Source organism: Pseudomonas sp. MPR-R2A5 (assembly GCF_058793055.1).
Genome location: NZ_JBXAFK010000062.1, coordinates 1 through 17,389, shown reverse-complemented (window position 1 = coordinate 17,389; position 17,389 = coordinate 1). Strand labels below are relative to the sequence as shown.

The window sequence follows — 17,389 nt, the reverse complement described above, 5'->3', positions numbered from 1 at the left end:
GCATGAACATCGGCCAAGCGGCGCGCTCAAGTGGCTTGAGCGCGAAGATGATTCGCTACTACGAATCCATCGGCCTGCTGAAAGCCGCCCATCGCACCGACAGCGGCTACCGCGTGTACGGCCCCGACGAGTTGCACACCCTGGCGTTTATCAAGCGTTCGCGGGACCTGGGGTTTTCCCTGGAGGAAGTCGGCAAGTTGCTGGCCCTGTGGCAAGACCGGCACCGGGCCAGCGCCGACGTGAAAGCCTTGGCGCGCCAGCATATCGAGGAGTTGAACCAGAAGATTCGCGAGCTGGGGCAACTGCGCGATACGTTGCAGGACCTGGTGGAGCACTGCCAGGGGGATCACCGGCCGGATTGTCCGATTCTCAAGGAGTTGGCGTCGGGCAGTTGCTGCGCCTGAAGGAGTAAAAGGTGTACACAAAACCAATGTGGGAGGGGGCTTGCCCCCGATAGCAGTGGACCAGTCAATACAAGTATCGACTGATACGGCGCCATCGGGGGCAAGCCCCCTCCCACATTTTTAGATCTCCAATTGCTTGAAGATCACTTCCTCACTTTTAGATCGACAACAGCGTGGGGATCACTGCATCCAAGGCGGCGGCGGAGGCTCTTCCGACGCTTTGCCTGGCGGTGCATCATCCGCCGCCCGAATCGCCTGGCGTCGCTCTTCATCCAGCCGCGCTGCTTCGATTTCGCGGATCACGCCGCCGACATCCGCCAGCTCTTCCGGTTCGTCGAACTCGCCGGTCAAGATGCTGGCCGGGTGCAAAGTGCCGGCTTCATACAACGCCCACATTTCCTTGGCGTACTTGGTCTTCTTCAACTCCGGCGCAAAACGCCCGAAGTAGGACGCCATGTTGCCCACATCCCGCTCCAGCATGTTGAACGCGTGGTTGTTGCCCGCCGCATCCACCGCTTGGGGCAGGTCGATGATCACCGGCCCCGTAGGTGTGAGCAGTACGTTGAACTCGGACAGGTCACCGTGCACCAGGCCGGTACACAGCATCAGCACGATCTGGGAAATCAGGAAGGCGTGGTATTCGCGCGCCTGGTCCGGCTCCAGCACCACATCATTCAGACGCGGCGCCGCATCGCCGTACTCGTCGGCCACCAGTTCCATCAACAGCACGCCTTCGAGGAAGTCGTAGGGCTTGGGCACGCGAACGCCGGCACCGGCCAGGCGGAACAACGCCGCGACTTCAGCGTTCTGCCAGGCGTCCTCGGTTTCTTTCTTACCGAACTTGGAACCCTTGGCCATGGCCCGGGCCTGCCGGCTGTTGCGGACCTTGCGGCCTTCCTGGTATTCGGACGCCTGACGAAAACTTCGTTTATTCGCCTCCTTGTAAACCTTGGCGCAACGCAATTCGTTGCCGCAGCGCACCACATAAACAGCTGCTTCTTTACCACTCATGAGTGGGCGCAGCACTTCGTCGACCAGACCGTCTTCGATCAGGGGTTCAATGCGTTTAGGAGTCTTCATCAGCTTTTATTGTGGGTCCTTTATTACCAAACACGCGTATGGCACTCGTTATACGGCAATCCACTCGCCTCGGGGAGGGGCTACCGACCTTTGACCGTTTAAGAATGCATCCAATATGCCAATTTCCGGCGCAATCAACGTTCGATGATTGCCGTCACACCTTGCCCACCGGCGGCGCAGATCGAAATCAGCCCGCGTCCCTTGCCCGCGGCATCCAGCAGCTTGGCCAGGTTGGCGACGATACGCCCACCCGTGGCAGCAAACGGGTGCCCGGCTGCCAGCGAACTGCCCTTGACGTTGAGCCGGCTGCGGTCGATAGACCCCAGCGGCGCATCCAGCCCGAGGCGTGTCTTGCAGTAGTCCGCATCCTCCCACGCCTTGAGCGTGCACAACACCTGGGCCGCGAACGCTTCGTGAATCTCGTAGTAATCGAAGTCCTGCAGCGTCAGGCCGTTCCTCGCCAGCAAACGCGGCACGGCGTACACCGGCGCCATCAACAGGCCCTCGGCACCGTTGACGAAATCCACCGCCGCCGCTTCGCCATCGCGCAGGTACGCCAGGATCGGCAAACCGCGCTCCCGAGCCCAGGCTTCGCTGCCGAGCAGCACCAGGGAGGCGCCGTCGGTCAGCGGCGTGGAATTGCCGGCGGTGAGCGTACCTTTCTCGCTGCGTTCGAAGGCAGGCTTGAGCGCAGCGAGTTTTTCCAGGGTCAAGTCGGGGCGCAGATTGTTGTCACGGGTCAGGCCGAGAAACGGTGTCAGCAAATCGTTGTGCCAGCCCTCGGCATAGGCCGCAGCCATTTTCTGGTGGCTTTCCAGGGCCAGCTGGTCCTGTTCTGCACGGGGAATCTGCCAGGTTTGCGCCATCAACTCGCAGTGTTGGCCCATGGACAAACCGGTGCGTGGTTCGCCATTGCGCGGCAGTTCCGGCTTGAGGTGATGGGGACGAAGTTGTAACAGGACTTTTAGTCTATCCGCCAAGGTTTTGCTGCGATTGGCTTGCAGCAGAATCTGGCGCAGCCCTTCATTCACACCGATGGGGGCATCGGTCGTGGTGTCCACCCCGCCGGCAATCCCGCACTCGATCTGGCCCAAAGCGATCTTGTTGGCCACCAGCAACGCGGCTTCAAGCCCGGTGCCGCAGGCCTGCTGGATGTCGTAGGCCGGGGTTTGCGGCGACAGGCGCGAACCGAGCACGCACTCGCGGGTCAGGTTGAAGTCACGGGAATGCTTGAGCACCGCCCCGGCGGCCACCTCGCCCAAGCGCAGGCCGTGCAGGTTGTAGCGTTCGATCAGGCCCTCCAGGGCCGCGGTCAGCATCGCCTGGTTGCTCGCCGTGGCATAAGGGCCATTGGAGCGGGCGAAAGGAATGCGATTACCGCCAATGATCGCTACACGGCGCAATTGAGTCATGGAAAGCTCCCTGTCGGTTGTGGGGTAAGACTCTCAGACTAGCCTAGGCTCAATCGAACGACTGCCGCCCCGGGGTGGTCAACCCTTTGAACCCCAGCCTTCGGAGAGCGTTCCATGTCTGACCGTTATATCGACTTCGCCAACTCAAGCCTCGGCCATCGCCTGGTCGCCGCCATTGGCTTGCCGTCACCGGTACGTCTGGAGCGCTGGCAAGCCGGGCGCCTGCGCCCGGTCGAAGGCGCACTGTTGCTGGGCGGCGGCGCGCTGGCGGCCAAGGTGCTTGCATTTGCCAACAAACTCACCGATGCCACCTACCACTATGGCCCCGAGCCGCTGGAAGCAACGACCTGGATTCCCGGGCATGGCCCCAAAATCAAAGCCGTGGTGTTCGATGCCAGCGACTTGCAGCACACCGACCAGCTCAAGCAACTGCGCGAGTTCTTCCAGCCATTGCTGAAAAACCTCGATCACAGCGCCCACCTGGTGATCCTCGGCCGCGCCCCGGAAAGCCTCAGCGACCCATTCGCCGCCAGCGCACAGCGCGCCGTGGAAGGCTTCAGCCGCTCTCTGGCCAAGGAACTGCGCAACGGCGGCGTGTTGCAGTTGCTGTACGTCGGCGACGGTGCCGAAGACCAGCTCGAAGGCGCCCTGCGGTTCTTCCTCTCGCCCAAGAGCGCCTATATCTGCGGCCAGGTGATTCGCCTGCAAGCCTGCGCCACACCGGTGGAGGACTGGACGCGCCCGCTGGCCGGGCGCAAGGCACTGGTCACCGGCGCCGCCCGGGGCATTGGCGCATCCATCGCCGAAACCCTGGCCCGCGATGGCGCCGAAGTGATCCTGCTCGACGTTCCCCAGGCGAAAGCCGACCTCGAAGCCCTGGCCGCGCGCCTGGGTGCGCGCACCCTCGTGCTGGATATCTGCGCCGAAGATGCCGCCGCCCAATTGATCGAACACCTGCCGGCGGGCCTCGACATCCTGGTGCACAACGCCGGTATCACCCGCGACAAAACCCTGGCCAACATGACCCCGGAGTACTGGGACGCCGTGCTGGCGGTCAACCTCAATGCACCGCAGGTGCTGACCAAGGCCTTGCTCGACAGCGGGACCCTGCACGACAACGCTCGCGTGGTGCTGCTGGCCTCCATCAGCGGTATCGCCGGCAACCGTGGGCAAACCAATTATGCCGCGAGCAAGGCCGGGCTGATCGGGCTGGCCGAAGCGTGGGCACCGCTGCTGAAGGAACGCGGGATCAGCATCAATGCCGTGGCACCGGGCTTTATCGAAACCCAGATGACCGCGCATATCCCCTTCGCCCTGCGCGAGGCCGGACGGCGCATGAGCTCGCTGGGCCAGGGTGGCTTGCCCCAGGACGTCGCCGAAGCGGTGGCGTGGCTCGGCCAGCCGGGTTCCGGAGCAGTCAGCGGCCAGGCACTGCGGGTGTGCGGGCAAAGTCTTCTGGGAGCATAAGCATGCAATGGCGAACCTTGGGCAACACGCCGTTTCTTCCACCGCTGTACTGGCGCGCGGCACTCAAGCGCAAGATCAGCGGCAGTCGCTTGCCCGAGCAGGGCTTGCGCTGCCGGGTGAACGTCAATCCCCAGCACGTGGCGGCGTATCGCACGGTGTGCGGTTTTGCCGACAGCCCCATCCTGCCGGCGACGTATCCGCACATCCTGGCGTTCGGCCTGCAGATGCAACTGCTGACGGACAAGGCATTTCCGTTCCCACTGCTGGGTTTGATCCACCTGAGCAATCGCATCCGCATCCATCGGCCCCTGGGCGCCATCAGTGACCTGACCCTCAGCGTGCATGCCCAGAACCTCAAGCCCCACGCCAAGGGCGCAACCTTTGACCTGGTCACCCGCGTCGAAGACGCCCTCGGCCTGCTCTGGGAAGCGGAAAGCCGCATGCTCTGCCGCGGTGTAAAACTCGAAGGCGAAGCGGCAGACGACACCTTGCCAGCGCCCAGCCAAGTCAGTGAGCTGACGCACTGGAAAGCCCCTGCCGATATCGGACGGCGCTATGCGCGGGTTTCCGGCGACTACAACCCGATCCACTTGAGCGCCCTGACCGCCAAACTCTTCGGCTTCCCCCAAGCCATTGCGCACGGGCTGTGGAACAAGGCACGCACCCTCGCCGCCCTCACCGAACACCTGCCCGCCGCCAATATCGACATCCAGGTCGAGTTCAAGAAACCGGTGCGCCTGCCCAGTGAAGTGCGTTTGTATGCCAGCGCTGCCGGTTCCAGTGGCGAGTTGTTACTCAAAGGCGCGGGCGATATTGAACATATGGTCGGCACGTGGCGACCGATTGCCTGACGACATGTGCCGACGCCGGATCGGTCAGTGCGGGGGGTAGTTGGAGAGGATCTTGGTGACGGTGGTGCGGATGGCGTGGCTGCGATCCTGGGGTTCAGGCGAGTTGGCCATCATCTGTTCGTCACTGCCCCGCCACACAAGCTTGCCGTCCTTGCCATCGAGCAGGTCGATCTGGATCGTCGCCACCTTGTAGGTGATGTTGCGCGTTTCGTTGTACATCGGGCCGCCCCAGTAACCGTTCCATGGACCGCCCCAGGCCCCACCGTAGTTGGTGGTGACCTGTTGCTGACGGTCTTCGACGATCAGGTATGCCTGTACGTTCAGGTCAGCCCTGGTGCCTGGTGCGGCGGGGCGCAAGCCGCGCTGGTCAAGTTGTTCGCCCACCGCCTGGCGGATACGTTGTTCCGTCAGGTCACTTTTGATCCGTGGATCATCGGGGCGGTACTGCAGGGCCGGGTCTTTCCAGGCCCAGTTGCGATAGGCACCGAAGTCTCGACTGGCGTCAAAATCGTGATTGACCTGGTTGGTCTGGCAACCGCCCAGCAGCAGTACAACAGCGAGCGTAGCGATACGACGGAACATGGTGGTTCTCCAAGGCGCGACCTGCACTTTAATGAGAATAGCTGTTAACTGGGCGGATAGACGCTCATTGCCTTTTGCACGGCCTGGCGCAACGCGTCTCCCCGCTCGCTGAGGCTGCCCTGGCTGCCCGTTTCCGCGCTGGCGCTCCACACCGGCTGGCCGCTGCGGGCGTCGAACAGATTGACCCGGACCACCACGACCTGCACCTCGTAGGTGCGCACGATCGGCACCGAGTTGTACATGCCGTAGCCATTGCCATAACGGTTATAACCACCGTAACCGTAGCCATAGTCATCCTGGACTTGCTTGAGGCGCTTCTCCAGGTGCACGTCGGCGCTGACCAGCAGGTCCGGCGGGCGATTGTCATGCAGGGGCCGCAAGCCGCGCTGGTCCAACGCGCCACTGACCGCCTCGGCCACCTGTGCCGAGTCCGCCCAGGCCGTCCCCGCCGGCAACTGGCCGTTGCGCCACGCCCAGTTGCGGTAGGCGCCGTAGTCGCGCACCGGCGCCGGATAAGCGCTGGCATCGAAGGTGTTCGCCGCCTGGGCCGGCGCCGGTGGCATCGGGGCCGACGCAGCAACATAGGGATTGGGGCTGGAGCAAGCGCCCAACCCGAGTGACAACATGATTAAACAGAGACGACGCATTTCGACCTCCGCAGACTGGGCCGCTTAAACCGGACGGCAAATCCAGTGCAAATAACGCCCAAGTCCGGCAAAGCTTGGGTGACGACGGTGAGCAAGTTCCATTTCCAGCAAGTCCTGCAAATCAGCACGGGCCTGGAATTCCACCGGCATATAGTCGTGGAACACCCGCACACCACTTTGGCTTTCGACCCGCCAAAGCCCTTCGAGTTGCGCCGCTAACGCCCTTGGATCCAGAGGTTGCTGGGGCGTAAGGCTCTGCTTTTCGCCGGCCATGTCGTTCTTGCGCATCTTGCGGAAGTGGCCTTTGAGCAGGTTGCGATAAATCAGCGCATCGCGGTTATAGAACGCCAGCGACAACAGGCCATCGGGCGCGGTCAGCTGGTGCAGCACCGGCAGGATCGCATGGGGTTCGGCCAGCCACTCCAGCACAGCGTGGCAGAGCACCAGGTCATAGGGCTCGGTGAGTTGGCCGAGCAGGTCTTGCCAGGGTGCCTGGATAAAGGTCGCGCTCTGCCCCGCGTCGGCAAAGCGTTGGCGCGCGCCCTCGAGCATGGGTTCGGCGGGCTCGGCCAGGGTCACCTGGTGGCCGCGTTCGGCCAGCCACAGCGACATATGCCCCAGGCCGGCGCCGATATCCAGCACGCGCAGGGGCCGGTCCGGCAAGGCTTCGCTGAGGTCGGCCTGCAATACGGCAAGGCGAATCGCGCCCTTGGCACCGCCGTAGATCTTCTCGGCGAAGCGCGTGGCCAACTGGTCGAAATGACGATCAGTCATGGGCGAACCGCCGTTCGCTGTCGGCCAGTTTGGCGCGTACGACCTGGTCCATGTCCAGGCCCAGTTCGCTGCACAGCAACAACAGGTACAGGACGATATCGCCGACTTCCTGCCCGGCATGGGCAAGCTTGTCGGCTGGCAACTGGCGGGATTGGTCTTCGGTGAGCCACTGGAAGATTTCCACCAGTTCGGCCATTTCGACGCTGGCCGCCATGGCCAGGTTTTTCGGGCTGTGGAACGGCTTCCAGGCATTGGTATCGCGGATGCGGTGCAAGCGTTCGGTGAGGTGTTCGATATTCATGAAAGGCTCCTGAAGGGGTATAGCTTCGGGGGGATGGGCCTTGAAGGCAAGTGAATAGCGGGGGGTGTTCTTAAAGACGCCATCGGGGGCACTTGCCCCCAATAAGCGCCTAGTCGACGACACTGAACTCGATCCGGGCTGTCTGGCCGGCTTCATCAAGCACGCTGAGCTGGTAGCGGCCCAACTGCTCGAAACTGGCGTTGATGCTGTCCTGGTTGGCACTGTCGCCCAGCGGCGCGCCATTGAGGAACCACCAGCGTCGGCCGCTGCCGCCCAAGGCGGAGATTTTCAGGCGCAGGGCCTGTTGGCTGGCGGCGGGCAGGCGCAGTTGATCGCCCTCGCGCACGCCGACAATCGACAGCGGCGAAGACGCGGCCAGTGCCGGCGGCGGGCAATCCGGGTCGGCTGCAGGGATACGCGCTTCGCGCCGCTCGGCCCTGGGTAGCCAGGGTTCCAACGGCGCGGGCCATAGGGCGATGTCTTTGGCGAACGCCCCTGGGCAATGGGCATCGACCCGCAAGCCCTTGGCGTTGACCCACACGGTTTCCTTCAAGCCCACGCTCAGCGGTTGATCCAGCGCCTGCAAGGTTGGCGGCGTGGTGTTGTCCAGGGTCCAGGCGAAGCGCTGGCGCCGGCAATTGGGATCACTGCGGCTCATGGGCTGGCCCAGCGGCCAACAGATGGCCGCCACGCCGACATTGGCCGGCACCGCCTTAACCGGCGCAGTGATCCCGCGCTGACTGTCGCGGTTAGTCAGCACATCGTGCACCTGCAACATCAAAGGCGCGGCCGATGCCAAGCCGAACTGGCCAGGCACCGGGGTGCCGTCCGGTCGGCCGATCCACACGCCGATCAAGTAACGCGGGCCCACACCGATCGCCCAGGCATCGCGGAAACCGTAGCTGGTGCCGGTTTTCCAGGCCAGCACAGGCCGTTGCACCAGCTCGGCGCGCGGGTCGCGGTCCGGCCGCGCCTGGCCGCTGAGGATGCGCCGTACAATCCAGGCGGCACCGGGCGATAGCATTGGCCGCTCCCTCAGCACATCGTCCGGCTGCAAGCGGATCGTGGCGCTCCTGCCGTCCCGGGCGAACGCGCTGTAGCCACTGACCAGGTCTTCCAGACGGCTACCCGCGCCCCCCAGGATCAGCGCCAGGTTCGGCTCGGCCAATGCAGGCAACGCCAACGGTATACCGCCGATGCGCATCTGCGCGGCAAAGCGCTTGGGCCCGTAGGCTTCCAGCAGTTGCACCGCCGGCAGGTTCAGCGAACTGGACAGCGCCGTGCTTGCCGGCACCGCACCGGTAAAACCCATCGAGAAGTTGCCCGGCCGGTAATCGCCATAACGCCGGGGTACGTCTTGCAACAGGGATTCGGAATGAATCAACCCTTCATCCAGGGCCATGCCATACAGGAACGGTTTCAAGGTGGAGCCTGGCGATCGCAACGCGCTGATCATGTCCACATGGCCAAAGCGCCTGGCGTCGTTGATATCCACCGAGCCCAGGTAGGCGCGCACGGCCATGGTCTCTTCCTCCACCACCAGGATCGCGGCCGAGGTGTGCTCCGGCAAACGTGCGCGCCAGCCCAGCAGCAGGTCTTCAAGGCGACGTTGCAGGGTGGCGTCCAGGGTGGTGCGGATCAGCGGCGGGCTGTCGGGGCGGTTCAGGCGGCGGGCGAGCAAGGGGGCCAGGCTCGGCTCCAGGCGGGGCGCCAGCAGCAGTGGTTCTTCAAGGGCTTCATCGACCGCCGAGGGCGGCCAAACCTGGAACTCGGCAAGCCGGCGCAGCACTTTGTCCCGCGCGTGCTGGGCGCGTTGGGGATGACGGTCCGGGCGCAGGCGGCTTGGCGCCTGGGGCAGTACGGCGAGCAAAGCGGCTTCGGCATGGGTCAGTTGCGCCGGCGACTTGCCCAGGTACGCCCAACTGGCCGCCGCCACGCCCTGCAAGGTGCCGCCAAACGGCGCGCGGTTCAGGTACAGGTTGAGAATTTCTTCCTTGGACAGGTGCCATTCCAACTGCGCCGTACGCCATAGCTGGCGCAGCTTGCCGTAGAAGGTGCGCGAATGCGGGTCCAGCAAGCGCGCGACCTGCATCGACAAGGTGCTGCCGCCCGATACTACCCGCGCGCCGGTCAGGTTCTGCCAGGTGGCGCGCGCCAGTGCCAGCGGGTTGATACCGGGGTGCTGGTAGAACCAACGGTCTTCATAGGTGAGTAACGCATCGAGGTAATACGGCGATACTTCGCTGGTCTGCACCGGATAACGCCACACCCCATTGGCATCGGCAAACCGCCACAATGGCGTGCCATCCTCAGCCAGCACCACGCGCGCCAGGTCATCCTTGGGCAAGGGCAAAGGCCAGATGCGATCAGCCAGCCACAGTAGCGCAACCAGCAGCAATACAGCGCCCAACGCCCACCGCAGTACCCGTTTAAGGCGGCTTGTTCGCGAGGGCGGCGAGCCATTGGGTATAGCGGTCACAGACCCACCGCCATCGGGAGCAAGCCCCCTCCCACATTCGTCGGCGCATCCCCATGGGAGATTAATCGCAAATTCAACCCCGCAAACCTCTATGCTTCAGGGAACTAGCCGCCCCCAGGCACGACCAAAGGCTCAGTCCTGGCAATTTTGTCCACTCCTTCATCGAGACACACCTATGCAAGCAGACTTTTTCGGATGGCTGGGTCACACCCTGGGCTTGATCATCCATTACATCGTCGAGTTCTTCAGCGGGCTGTTCAATATGCTGTCCAACGCCGGTGGCGATTTTGTCGAAGGCCTGTCCCGGGCATTGGGCATGGACACCTCAATCATCAGCATCATCACCCTGATCGTCGGCCTGCTCTTTTTGTATTCGGCCGTGCGCGCCTTTATGCGGGCCTCGATCATCGTCGGCGTCATCTGGTTGATGCTCGGCCTGTGGCTGCTCAGCTGGGTCGTCCACTAACCCCGAGCGTGCAGCCATTCCCCTGCAAGCGTACATCGGCTTCTGTAGGAGCGAGGGGGACGCCTAGTTCTTGCTCGCGAAAAACGTCAACGATAACGCGTGTGTCCTGAATGAACGCGGCGCCTGTGAGTTTTTCGCGAGCAAGCTCGCTCCTACAAAAAACCTTTACCAAGCGGGGCTATCAGCGCCCCTTGATCACCAGATCCGCCGGTGTCTCACCCACCGCCTGCCAGTTCGGTCGATACATCGACTCCACCTGCGGCGGCGGCACGCGGTAGGTGCCTGGCGTCACCGCCCGCGCCAGATACAGCAAATGCGTGGTGCCAGAGCCGTCCAGGTTGATCGCCGCCACATAGCGGTCATCACGAAACTCCTGATGTTTGAGCGACGCGTTCTGCATCGACTCACGCCATTCCTTCACCTGGCTGCTGGCGTTCTCCAGGCTCGCCGCACTCTGCGCGAGGTTCTGGTTCTCCAGCTCCAGGCCCGCGGGCAGCAAGTCCACGACCAACGCATCCGGCACCCGTTGCTTGGCGCTCACCGCCACATGCACCAGCACCAGATCGCCGCTGTTCACATTACGCAGGTTCAGCGGCTGCCCGTTCATGCCCAGGTATTCACGGCGGATGCTCAGGTTGTCGCCGCCTGCGGCCGGTGGCACCTGTGGATAACCGGAAATCGTCAACTGCTGGTACACCGGCGCCTGGCCCTGATTGCTCAGGCTCAGGTCGCTGGACAACTGTTTGCCATCCAGCTCAAGCGTCGACTGCTGATTGTTCAACTCATGCACGCCACCACTGCCGGTGAGCGATACCTGCCAGTTGGCCTCCGGCTGGGCAAAGCCCAGGCGGCCGGCCAGGAACAAGGAATTACGCTCCTGGGTCGACAGGTACGGGCTGGCGGCCAGTTGATCCGACAGGGTGAACAAGCGCTCCTCACGCTTGCCCTTGGCCAGATCATTTTCTTCCAGCAAGGCCAGGATCATCGCCTGGTCACGCAACGGGCTGCCGTAGTCGGCCAGCCACTCATTGGCATTGCGTTGCGCCGCCAAGCCGGCCAGCAGCGCCTGATCGGCACGCGGCTGGTCGCCCATTTTCTGCAAGGCGATGGCCAATTGCACCAGCGGCAAGCCGGACCGTGCATCGCTGCGCCGCTCGAAGATGCTGCGCAACGCGCCCAATGGCGCCTGTTGGCTGCGCGCCAGGACCATGCCCGCATATGCCTGCACGGCAAAGCGGGTGTGGTCGGCGTTGTCGCTGTAGTCGACTTCGATCAGGTTGCGTTCCTGCACGTAGCGCAGCAGACGCTCACTGGCTTTTTTCAGCGCTTCGGGTGGCACGGCAAAACCCTGGTCGCGGGCGCGCAGCAGGAAGTCGGTGACATAGGCGGTCAGCCAATATTCTTCTTCGCCATCGGCGCCCCACAAACCGAAGCTGCCGTTGTAGCGCTGCATGCCCAGCAGGCGTTCGATACCCAGTTCGATCTTGCGTTTGCGCGCGGCATCCGGCTCGCCCTTGACGCCCAGGCGCTTGAGCAAGGCGTCGTCGGCATACAGCGATGGGTAAAGGCCGCTGGCGGTTTGTTCGAGGCAACCATAAGGGTAAGCCTTGAGCGCACTGATCTGCGCGCCGAGGTTCAACGGTGGTCGGCTCGACAGGCTGAGCAATGCCTGGCGCCCCGATGCATCGAACTGATCCAGCGCGCCCGACGGCAGGCTCCACGGCTGATCCTTGAGGACGGCGCGGTAATGCTTGAGCAGCGCCGGGTACGCCGGACGTACGCCCAAGGTCCATTCACGACTGAACGGCGGCAGGTTTTCGCGCGGCAGGTCCAGGCCATTCACGCTGACCTTGACCTTGCCTTGCCCCAAGCCGCCCCAGGCTTTCACCGGGATCCGCAAGGTGGTGCGCTGGCCTTGCTTGAGCTCGACGGTTTGAGCCCCCGCGTTGACCAATTCCAACTGCCCTTCGGCGGTCAGTTGCACATCAAGCTTCTGCGCCTTGCCCGACAGGTTGGAGAGGTCCAGCGCCAGGGTGGTTTCATCTCCCCCGGCGAGGAAACGCGGGGCCGACAATTCGGCAATCAGCGGTGCGGCGATCACGGTCTTGCCTTCGGCCATGCCGTAGCGGTCGTCGCTCCAGGCCTGGGCCATCAGGCGCAGCTCACCGTTGAAATCGGGGATATTGACGCTGACTTCGCCCTCGCCCTGCTCGTTCAACGTCACTGGCGCGCTCTGGAGGGCGACGATGGTCACACTGGTGTCCGGGCGCTTGCCACCCTTGGCCAACGCCGCGTCACCCCCGAACGCCAGGCTGGCCAGACGGCCCTGGCCGGCTTCGATCAACTGGCCATAGATGTCAAATTGGTCCACACCATAGGCCTTGCGACCGAACAGGCTGGAGTACGGGTCGGGCGTGGGGTATTCGGTGATATTGAGAATGCCCACGTCCACCGCCGCCAGCAGCACATGCACCTGTTTGGGCACGCTGCCGTCGGCATTCCTGGCGGCGATTTTCACCGTCAGCGCCTGCTTGGGGCGCATTTTTTCCGGGGCGGTGAGGGTCAGGCCGAGTTTGCGCTGGGTGCGATCCAGCGGCAGGTGAAGCAGGCCCACCGCGCGTTTGGGGGTGATATTGGCCTTGCGCTCGCCGGGACGAATCACCAGGGCGCTCACATACAGATCATGGCGCGACCATTTCGGGTCAAGCTTCACCGCGAAGCTTTTGCCCTCGGCGGGGACATCGATTTCCTGCCACCACAACGGCCCTTCGCTGGATTCCACCAACAGGTAACCTTTGCCAGCGGCCGGCGGAGTCACGGTGACGTTAGCGGTATCACCGTCGCCATAGGCCGGCTTATCCAGCGCCAGCTTCACTTGGTCAGGGCGCACGGCGCCGCCTTCGGTGTTGTCCTGGGCCTGGTAGCCGGCCCAGAAGCGCAGACTGCTGACCAGCCCGGTCTGCGGGTCTTCGACCTCGACACGGTACGGGCCCCACTCCACCTGGAAGCTGACCTTGGCGGTGTCGCCGGCCTTGATGTCGAGGGTCTGTTCGTCGAGGTTGAGGAATTTTTCGTTGTAGTGATAGCTCCAGCCGTCGCTGTCCGAGTAGTTCCAGTAATAGTCGCGGCGCTCGCGTACCAGGCGCACCTTGAGGTTTTGCGCGGCGAGTTTCTGCCCCTCCTGGTTGGCCACCAGCACCTCGAATTCCGCCGGGCCATCGCCATTGGTTTCCTTGCCGTCAAACAGCCCGCGCAGGCCCGGCAGTTGCTCGGCCGGCCAGATCGGCTGCACCAGGCGCCGGGTAATCGGCCGCCCGCCCGACTCCTGCAAGCTGGCTTGCACGATCAGCTGCAGCGGCGACTTGGCCTCGGCCCATTTGCTTTCCAGGGTCAGGGCTTCCTGGCCCTTGGCGTCGAGCACGCTTTCGTCCAGCTCGAAATCCTGGCTCAGTTCCTCTTCGGTGACGGAGCCGAACTGGTAGCCGGGCAGCGACTTCACCGCTTCGCGCAGCGGCCGTACATACACTTGCCCGCTGACCCGATTGCCTGACGCAGGGGCGCCATACAGATAGCGGCCGTTGACGTGGATCACCGGGTTATCGGCCGGGCTCAACGCGCTGTCGCTGCCCTTGAGCTCCAGCGCCAGGCGCTCGGGCAGGAAATCTTCGACAAGGAACTCATACAACTGCGGCTTGCCGTCACCGAGGTCGAACACCAATTGCCAGCGCCCGGTCGGCGCTTCGCCGGCCAGTTGCAGTGAGTATTGATACAGGCCGGAGGCGTCGGCATCCCACACGAACTTACGGCTGACCTGCTCATCCGGGCGGCGCACTTCGACGCTCACCGGTTGCGGCTTGACGGCGTTGCCGTCCTTGTCGCGCAACAGCGCATTGAGCAACACGGTTTCGCCGGGGCGATACAGGTCACGCGGGCCAAACACAAAAAATTGCAGCGGGTGTGCGGGTTGGCCGCCAATGTCGAACTCCGCCAGGTCCAACGCCGCGCTGTCGAGGCGCAACAGACTGGTCTGCTCGCCCTGCTTGGCCAGCAGTACCTGGGCCTTTTTCGGCAACGGCAACTCGGCGTGGCCGCCCTTCTCGGTCTTGCCCTGGCCTAGCACACGGCCGTCGGCATCGAGCACCTCGATGTCCACGCCATCCAGTGCCTTGCCGCCTTCCAGAGCCTGGGTAAACACATCCAGGCGATTGGCGTAGCGGTGCACCGACAAGCCGATATCACTCAAGGTAAACAGCGTGGCCGGTTGCGAGTAGTTGTAGGTGCCCGACGCGCGCATGACCGCCAGGTAAACCCCCGGCTGTTGCAATTGCTTGAGACCGGCGATCGGCAACAACAGGGTTTCGCGGGTATTGCGGGCAGGGTTCAGGTCGAAACGCCCACCGTAGACCAGGTCGGCCATCGGCAGCAGTTCACGCGATTCATAGCTTTGCAGGCTGGTGTTGCGCCCCCACTGCGCCAGGAACGACGGCAGGGATTCGGGCTTGATACGGAAAAATTCAACGTCGATCTTGTCGACGTTCAACGCGATCACCGGCAGGCCCTCGGCCAGGCGCGTCGGCAACAACGTGCCGCGGCTGGCGAAGCCGACAGTGGCTTGCAGGTCGCGTGTTTCCAGGCGAGCACTGTACTCGGCGGGCAGCAGGTTGTTATTCACCGCGCGCACGCCGGGATCAATCGTCAGCACCAACTTGCGCTGCGGCTCCAAGTGGCGCAGGCGCAATTCCATCAGGTTATCCGACAGTTCCCAGGCGCCGTCGACCTTGCCGGACTTGCTGTCTACCAGATGGAGTTTGTCGGCAAACTTCTGCTCCGGATCCAACGGAATGGAAAAGCTCACCGACAAGGTGCTGGCCCCATCCAACTGCACCTCGGACACGTCCACCACGCTCAACTCGCGACCGGCATAGCGCTGCTTCAACGCCGCCACATCCACCGCCGCCTTGGCCGGTTTCGGCGCCACGCTGGTTGCCGCCGCAGGTGCGCTCGGCGCAACCGGTTTATCGGAAGAATCACAGGCGCTCAGCAGGGCCAGCGCGCAAGCCAGGAACAGTCCTTTGTTAAGCATGGGGCACTCGTAGTCAGAGGGAACCGAGGGGTGAACTATATATCAGCGCCGGCCAAGCCGATGTGGCGCTGGTCACATTGACCGACGGAGGGTGGTTTGGTTCTGCGGCGGGTCGAGGGGACGGTTACAATGCCGCTCCACCAAGGAGCCTGCATGCCCACCCTACTGACCGACTGGCGCCACCGCCCCACCCATCGCCGGGTCTGGGCCCTGGCCGCGCCGATGATTCTGTCGAACATCTCGGTACCGCTGGTGGCCCTGGTCGACAGCATGGTCATCGGCCACCTGCCCCATGCCCACCAACTGGGTGCCGTCGCGGTCGGGGCCAGCCTGTATACCTTCCTGGCCTGGGCCATGGGTTTTCTGCGCATGGGCTCCACCGGTTTCGCCGCCCAGGCCGCCGGGCGCAATGACGGGGCGGCGTTGCGGCAAATCCTGTTGCAAGGTTTGCTGTTGGCGCTGGGCCTGGCGATGTTGCTCGGCACAGTGGGTATTCCGCTGAGCCACCTGGCCCTGGAATGGATGCAGCCCTCCCCCGAACTCAATCAACTGACCCGCGAATTCTTCCATACCCGCCTGTTCGGCCTGCCCGCCGCGTTGGCCAGCTATGCCCTGGTCGGCTGGTTCCTCGGCACGCAGAACGCGCGGGCGCCGTTGGCAATTTTGCTGACCACCAACCTGGTCAACATAGCCCTCAACCTGTGGTTCGTCCTTGGCTTGGACTGGGGCGTAGTCGGCTCCGCCCGCGCCTCGGTGATCGCCGAATGGACCGGTGCGCTGCTCGGCCTGGCCCTGACGCAAAAAGCCCTGCGTGCCTATCCTGGGCATATTGCCTGGGCCGCGCTCAAGCGGTGGCAAAGCTGGCGCCCGCTGCTGGCGGTGAACCGCGACATCTTTATCCGCAGCCTGGCGTTGCAGTCGGTGTTTTTCATGATCACGGTACAAGGCGCCCGCCTGGGGGATGCCACGGTGGCGGCCAATGCGCTGCTGCTGAACGGCCTGCTGCTCACTGCTCATGCGTTGGACGGCCTGGCCCACGCGGTCGAAGCCCTGTGCGGCCACGCCATCGGCGCCCGCGATCGCCAATCGTTGCGGCGTTCATTGGTGGTGGCCTGTGGCTGGTCGCTGATCGCCAGCGTCGGTTTCGCCCTGCTGTTCACCTTCGCCGGCCACCTGTTTATCGCCATGCAAACCGACATTCCCAGCGTGCGCGAAACCGCCGACATCTACTTGCCTTACCTGGCGCTACTGCCGTTGATTGCGGTGTGGAGTTATTTGCTCGATGGCCTGTTTATCGGCGCCACACGGGCGCGGGAGATGCGCAACGGGATGTTGCTGACCGTGATATTGGTGTTGCCCGTTGCCTGGGCGTTGCAGGGGTTGGGCAATCACGGGCTTTGGATCACGTTTCTGCTGTTCATGGCGCTGCGCAGCCTCACGTTATGGGCGATCGCCTGGCGACTTAACGATCAGGACCGATGGCTCAGCCCCCCCTGAGCACAGTAGGCATCATTGGATTGTTACAAAGCGGCTTGACATTTTCGGGACACAAAAACCACAGAGCACTTGATAGCTGCGTGGCTAGACATCCAACCCCCCGAATTAAGGTCGCCCCTGAATGAACATACTTACGACGCCACCGGCGTCCCTCCTCTCTGCTCCCCCCGCCGAAGCACCGGCGAAACCGGACAAGACTCAGCATTTCGCTGTGCTGGCGGACGATGGAAACGCCAGGATCCGAAGCCTGTCCACCTATGAAACGAATGTGTATGGACCGGACACATGGTTGACGGGTGTGCGGGGACATGGTGGACACTTTTCGGCGAGCCAATTTCGCCGGAAA

General features: G+C 63.4%; 13 protein-coding genes. 5 read left to right on the top strand and 8 right to left on the bottom strand.

All coding sequences use genetic code 11. The features are described 5' to 3' along the window. Nucleotides 1-2 precede the first annotated feature (2 nt). Entirely contained in the window at nt 3-404 is a 402-nt protein-coding gene (gene cueR / locus AC1Q6I_RS30740; protein ID WP_069077361.1) for a Cu(I)-responsive transcriptional regulator, read from the top strand. 180 nt (nt 405-584) lie between these two features. Here cueR and AC1Q6I_RS30735 read toward each other — a convergent pair whose 3' ends face one another. Together AC1Q6I_RS30735 and AC1Q6I_RS30730 are read right to left on the bottom strand one after the other, a co-directional pair. Beyond that, a complete protein-coding gene (locus tag AC1Q6I_RS30735) occupies nt 585-1,484 on the bottom strand; it encodes a PA4780 family RIO1-like protein kinase (protein ID WP_024073189.1) in 900 nt (299 codons plus the stop codon). A 134-nt stretch (nt 1,485-1,618) separates the two neighbouring features. Further along, nucleotides 1,619-2,896 carry an acetyl-CoA C-acetyltransferase gene (locus tag AC1Q6I_RS30730; RefSeq protein WP_102625412.1) on the bottom strand — a complete coding sequence of 426 codons (1,278 nt, stop codon included), beginning with the start codon at nt 2,894-2,896 and terminating at the stop codon, nt 1,619-1,621. 114 nt (nt 2,897-3,010) lie between these two features. Here AC1Q6I_RS30730 and AC1Q6I_RS30725 point away from each other — a divergent pair, with 114 nt between their 5' ends. Further along, nucleotides 3,011-4,363 carry a 3-oxoacyl-ACP reductase gene (locus AC1Q6I_RS30725; RefSeq protein ID WP_024073187.1) on the top strand — a complete coding sequence of 451 codons (1,353 nt, stop codon included), beginning with the start codon at nt 3,011-3,013 and terminating at the stop codon, nt 4,361-4,363. A 2-nt stretch (nt 4,364-4,365) separates the two neighbouring features. Beyond that, nucleotides 4,366-5,214 carry a MaoC family dehydratase gene (locus tag AC1Q6I_RS30720; protein ID WP_102625413.1) on the top strand — a complete coding sequence of 283 codons (849 nt, stop codon included), beginning with the start codon at nt 4,366-4,368 and terminating at the stop codon, nt 5,212-5,214. Between the two features lie 24 nt (nt 5,215-5,238). On the opposite strand, the gene AC1Q6I_RS30715 is transcribed toward AC1Q6I_RS30720, so the two are convergent. The 5 genes from AC1Q6I_RS30715 to pbpC form a co-directional block, all read right to left on the bottom strand. Beyond that, complete coding sequence (locus tag AC1Q6I_RS30715) at nt 5,239-5,796, bottom strand: DUF4136 domain-containing protein (protein ID WP_024073185.1); 558 nt, start codon at nt 5,794-5,796, stop codon at nt 5,239-5,241. Nucleotides 5,797-5,840: 44 nt separating this feature from the next. Further along, nucleotides 5,841-6,443, bottom strand: coding sequence for a DUF4136 domain-containing protein (locus tag AC1Q6I_RS30710; RefSeq protein ID WP_102625414.1), 603 nt, complete (start codon nt 6,441-6,443; stop codon nt 5,841-5,843). A gap of 24 nt (nt 6,444-6,467) precedes the next feature. Next, complete coding sequence (locus AC1Q6I_RS30705; protein WP_024073183.1) at nt 6,468-7,217, bottom strand: methyltransferase; 750 nt, start codon at nt 7,215-7,217, stop codon at nt 6,468-6,470. Beyond that, on the bottom strand, nt 7,210-7,518 hold the full coding sequence (locus tag AC1Q6I_RS30700) for a MazG-like family protein (RefSeq protein ID WP_024073182.1): 309 nt from the start codon (nt 7,516-7,518) through the stop codon (nt 7,210-7,212). Before AC1Q6I_RS30700 ends, AC1Q6I_RS30705 begins: the two co-directional genes overlap by 8 nt. A gap of 109 nt (nt 7,519-7,627) precedes the next feature. After that, complete coding sequence (gene pbpC, locus AC1Q6I_RS30695) at nt 7,628-9,988, bottom strand: peptidoglycan glycosyltransferase PbpC (protein ID WP_256335343.1); 2,361 nt, start codon at nt 9,986-9,988, stop codon at nt 7,628-7,630. Nucleotides 9,989-10,172: 184 nt separating this feature from the next. Between pbpC and AC1Q6I_RS30690 the strand changes: the two genes are divergently transcribed. Beyond that, nucleotides 10,173-10,463, top strand: coding sequence for a hypothetical protein (locus AC1Q6I_RS30690; protein ID WP_024073180.1), 291 nt, complete (start codon nt 10,173-10,175; stop codon nt 10,461-10,463). Nucleotides 10,464-10,644: 181 nt separating this feature from the next. Here AC1Q6I_RS30690 and AC1Q6I_RS30685 read toward each other — a convergent pair whose 3' ends face one another. Continuing rightward, complete coding sequence (locus AC1Q6I_RS30685) at nt 10,645-15,546, bottom strand: alpha-2-macroglobulin family protein (RefSeq protein WP_102625415.1); 4,902 nt, start codon at nt 15,544-15,546, stop codon at nt 10,645-10,647. Between the two features lie 153 nt (nt 15,547-15,699). On the opposite strand from AC1Q6I_RS30685, the gene AC1Q6I_RS30680 reads away from it, so the two are divergent. Continuing rightward, entirely contained in the window at nt 15,700-17,043 is a 1,344-nt protein-coding gene (locus AC1Q6I_RS30680) for an MATE family efflux transporter (RefSeq protein WP_024073178.1), read from the top strand. Nucleotides 17,044-17,389: the final 346 nt, after the last annotated feature.

What these genes read in the sequence shown, in the direction of transcription:
- cueR (WP_069077361.1), top strand. Translation starts at nt 3, where the DNA reads ATGAACATCGGCCAAGCGGCGCGCTCAAGTGGCTTGAGCGCGAAGATG.
- AC1Q6I_RS30735 (WP_024073189.1), bottom strand. Translation starts at nt 1,484, where the DNA reads ATGAAGACTCCTAAACGCATTGAACCCCTGATCGAAGACGGTCTGGTC.
- AC1Q6I_RS30730 (WP_102625412.1), bottom strand. Translation starts at nt 2,896, where the DNA reads ATGACTCAATTGCGCCGTGTAGCGATCATTGGCGGTAATCGCATTCCT.
- AC1Q6I_RS30725 (WP_024073187.1), top strand. Translation starts at nt 3,011, where the DNA reads ATGTCTGACCGTTATATCGACTTCGCCAACTCAAGCCTCGGCCATCGC.
- AC1Q6I_RS30720 (WP_102625413.1), top strand. Translation starts at nt 4,366, where the DNA reads ATGCAATGGCGAACCTTGGGCAACACGCCGTTTCTTCCACCGCTGTAC.
- AC1Q6I_RS30715 (WP_024073185.1), bottom strand. Translation starts at nt 5,796, where the DNA reads ATGTTCCGTCGTATCGCTACGCTCGCTGTTGTACTGCTGCTGGGCGGT.
- AC1Q6I_RS30710 (WP_102625414.1), bottom strand. Translation starts at nt 6,443, where the DNA reads ATGCGTCGTCTCTGTTTAATCATGTTGTCACTCGGGTTGGGCGCTTGC.
- AC1Q6I_RS30705 (WP_024073183.1), bottom strand. Translation starts at nt 7,217, where the DNA reads ATGACTGATCGTCATTTCGACCAGTTGGCCACGCGCTTCGCCGAGAAG.
- AC1Q6I_RS30700 (WP_024073182.1), bottom strand. Translation starts at nt 7,518, where the DNA reads ATGAATATCGAACACCTCACCGAACGCTTGCACCGCATCCGCGATACC.
- AC1Q6I_RS30690 (WP_024073180.1), top strand. Translation starts at nt 10,173, where the DNA reads ATGCAAGCAGACTTTTTCGGATGGCTGGGTCACACCCTGGGCTTGATC.
- AC1Q6I_RS30685 (WP_102625415.1), bottom strand. Translation starts at nt 15,546, where the DNA reads ATGCTTAACAAAGGACTGTTCCTGGCTTGCGCGCTGGCCCTGCTGAGC.
- AC1Q6I_RS30680 (WP_024073178.1), top strand. Translation starts at nt 15,700, where the DNA reads ATGCCCACCCTACTGACCGACTGGCGCCACCGCCCCACCCATCGCCGG.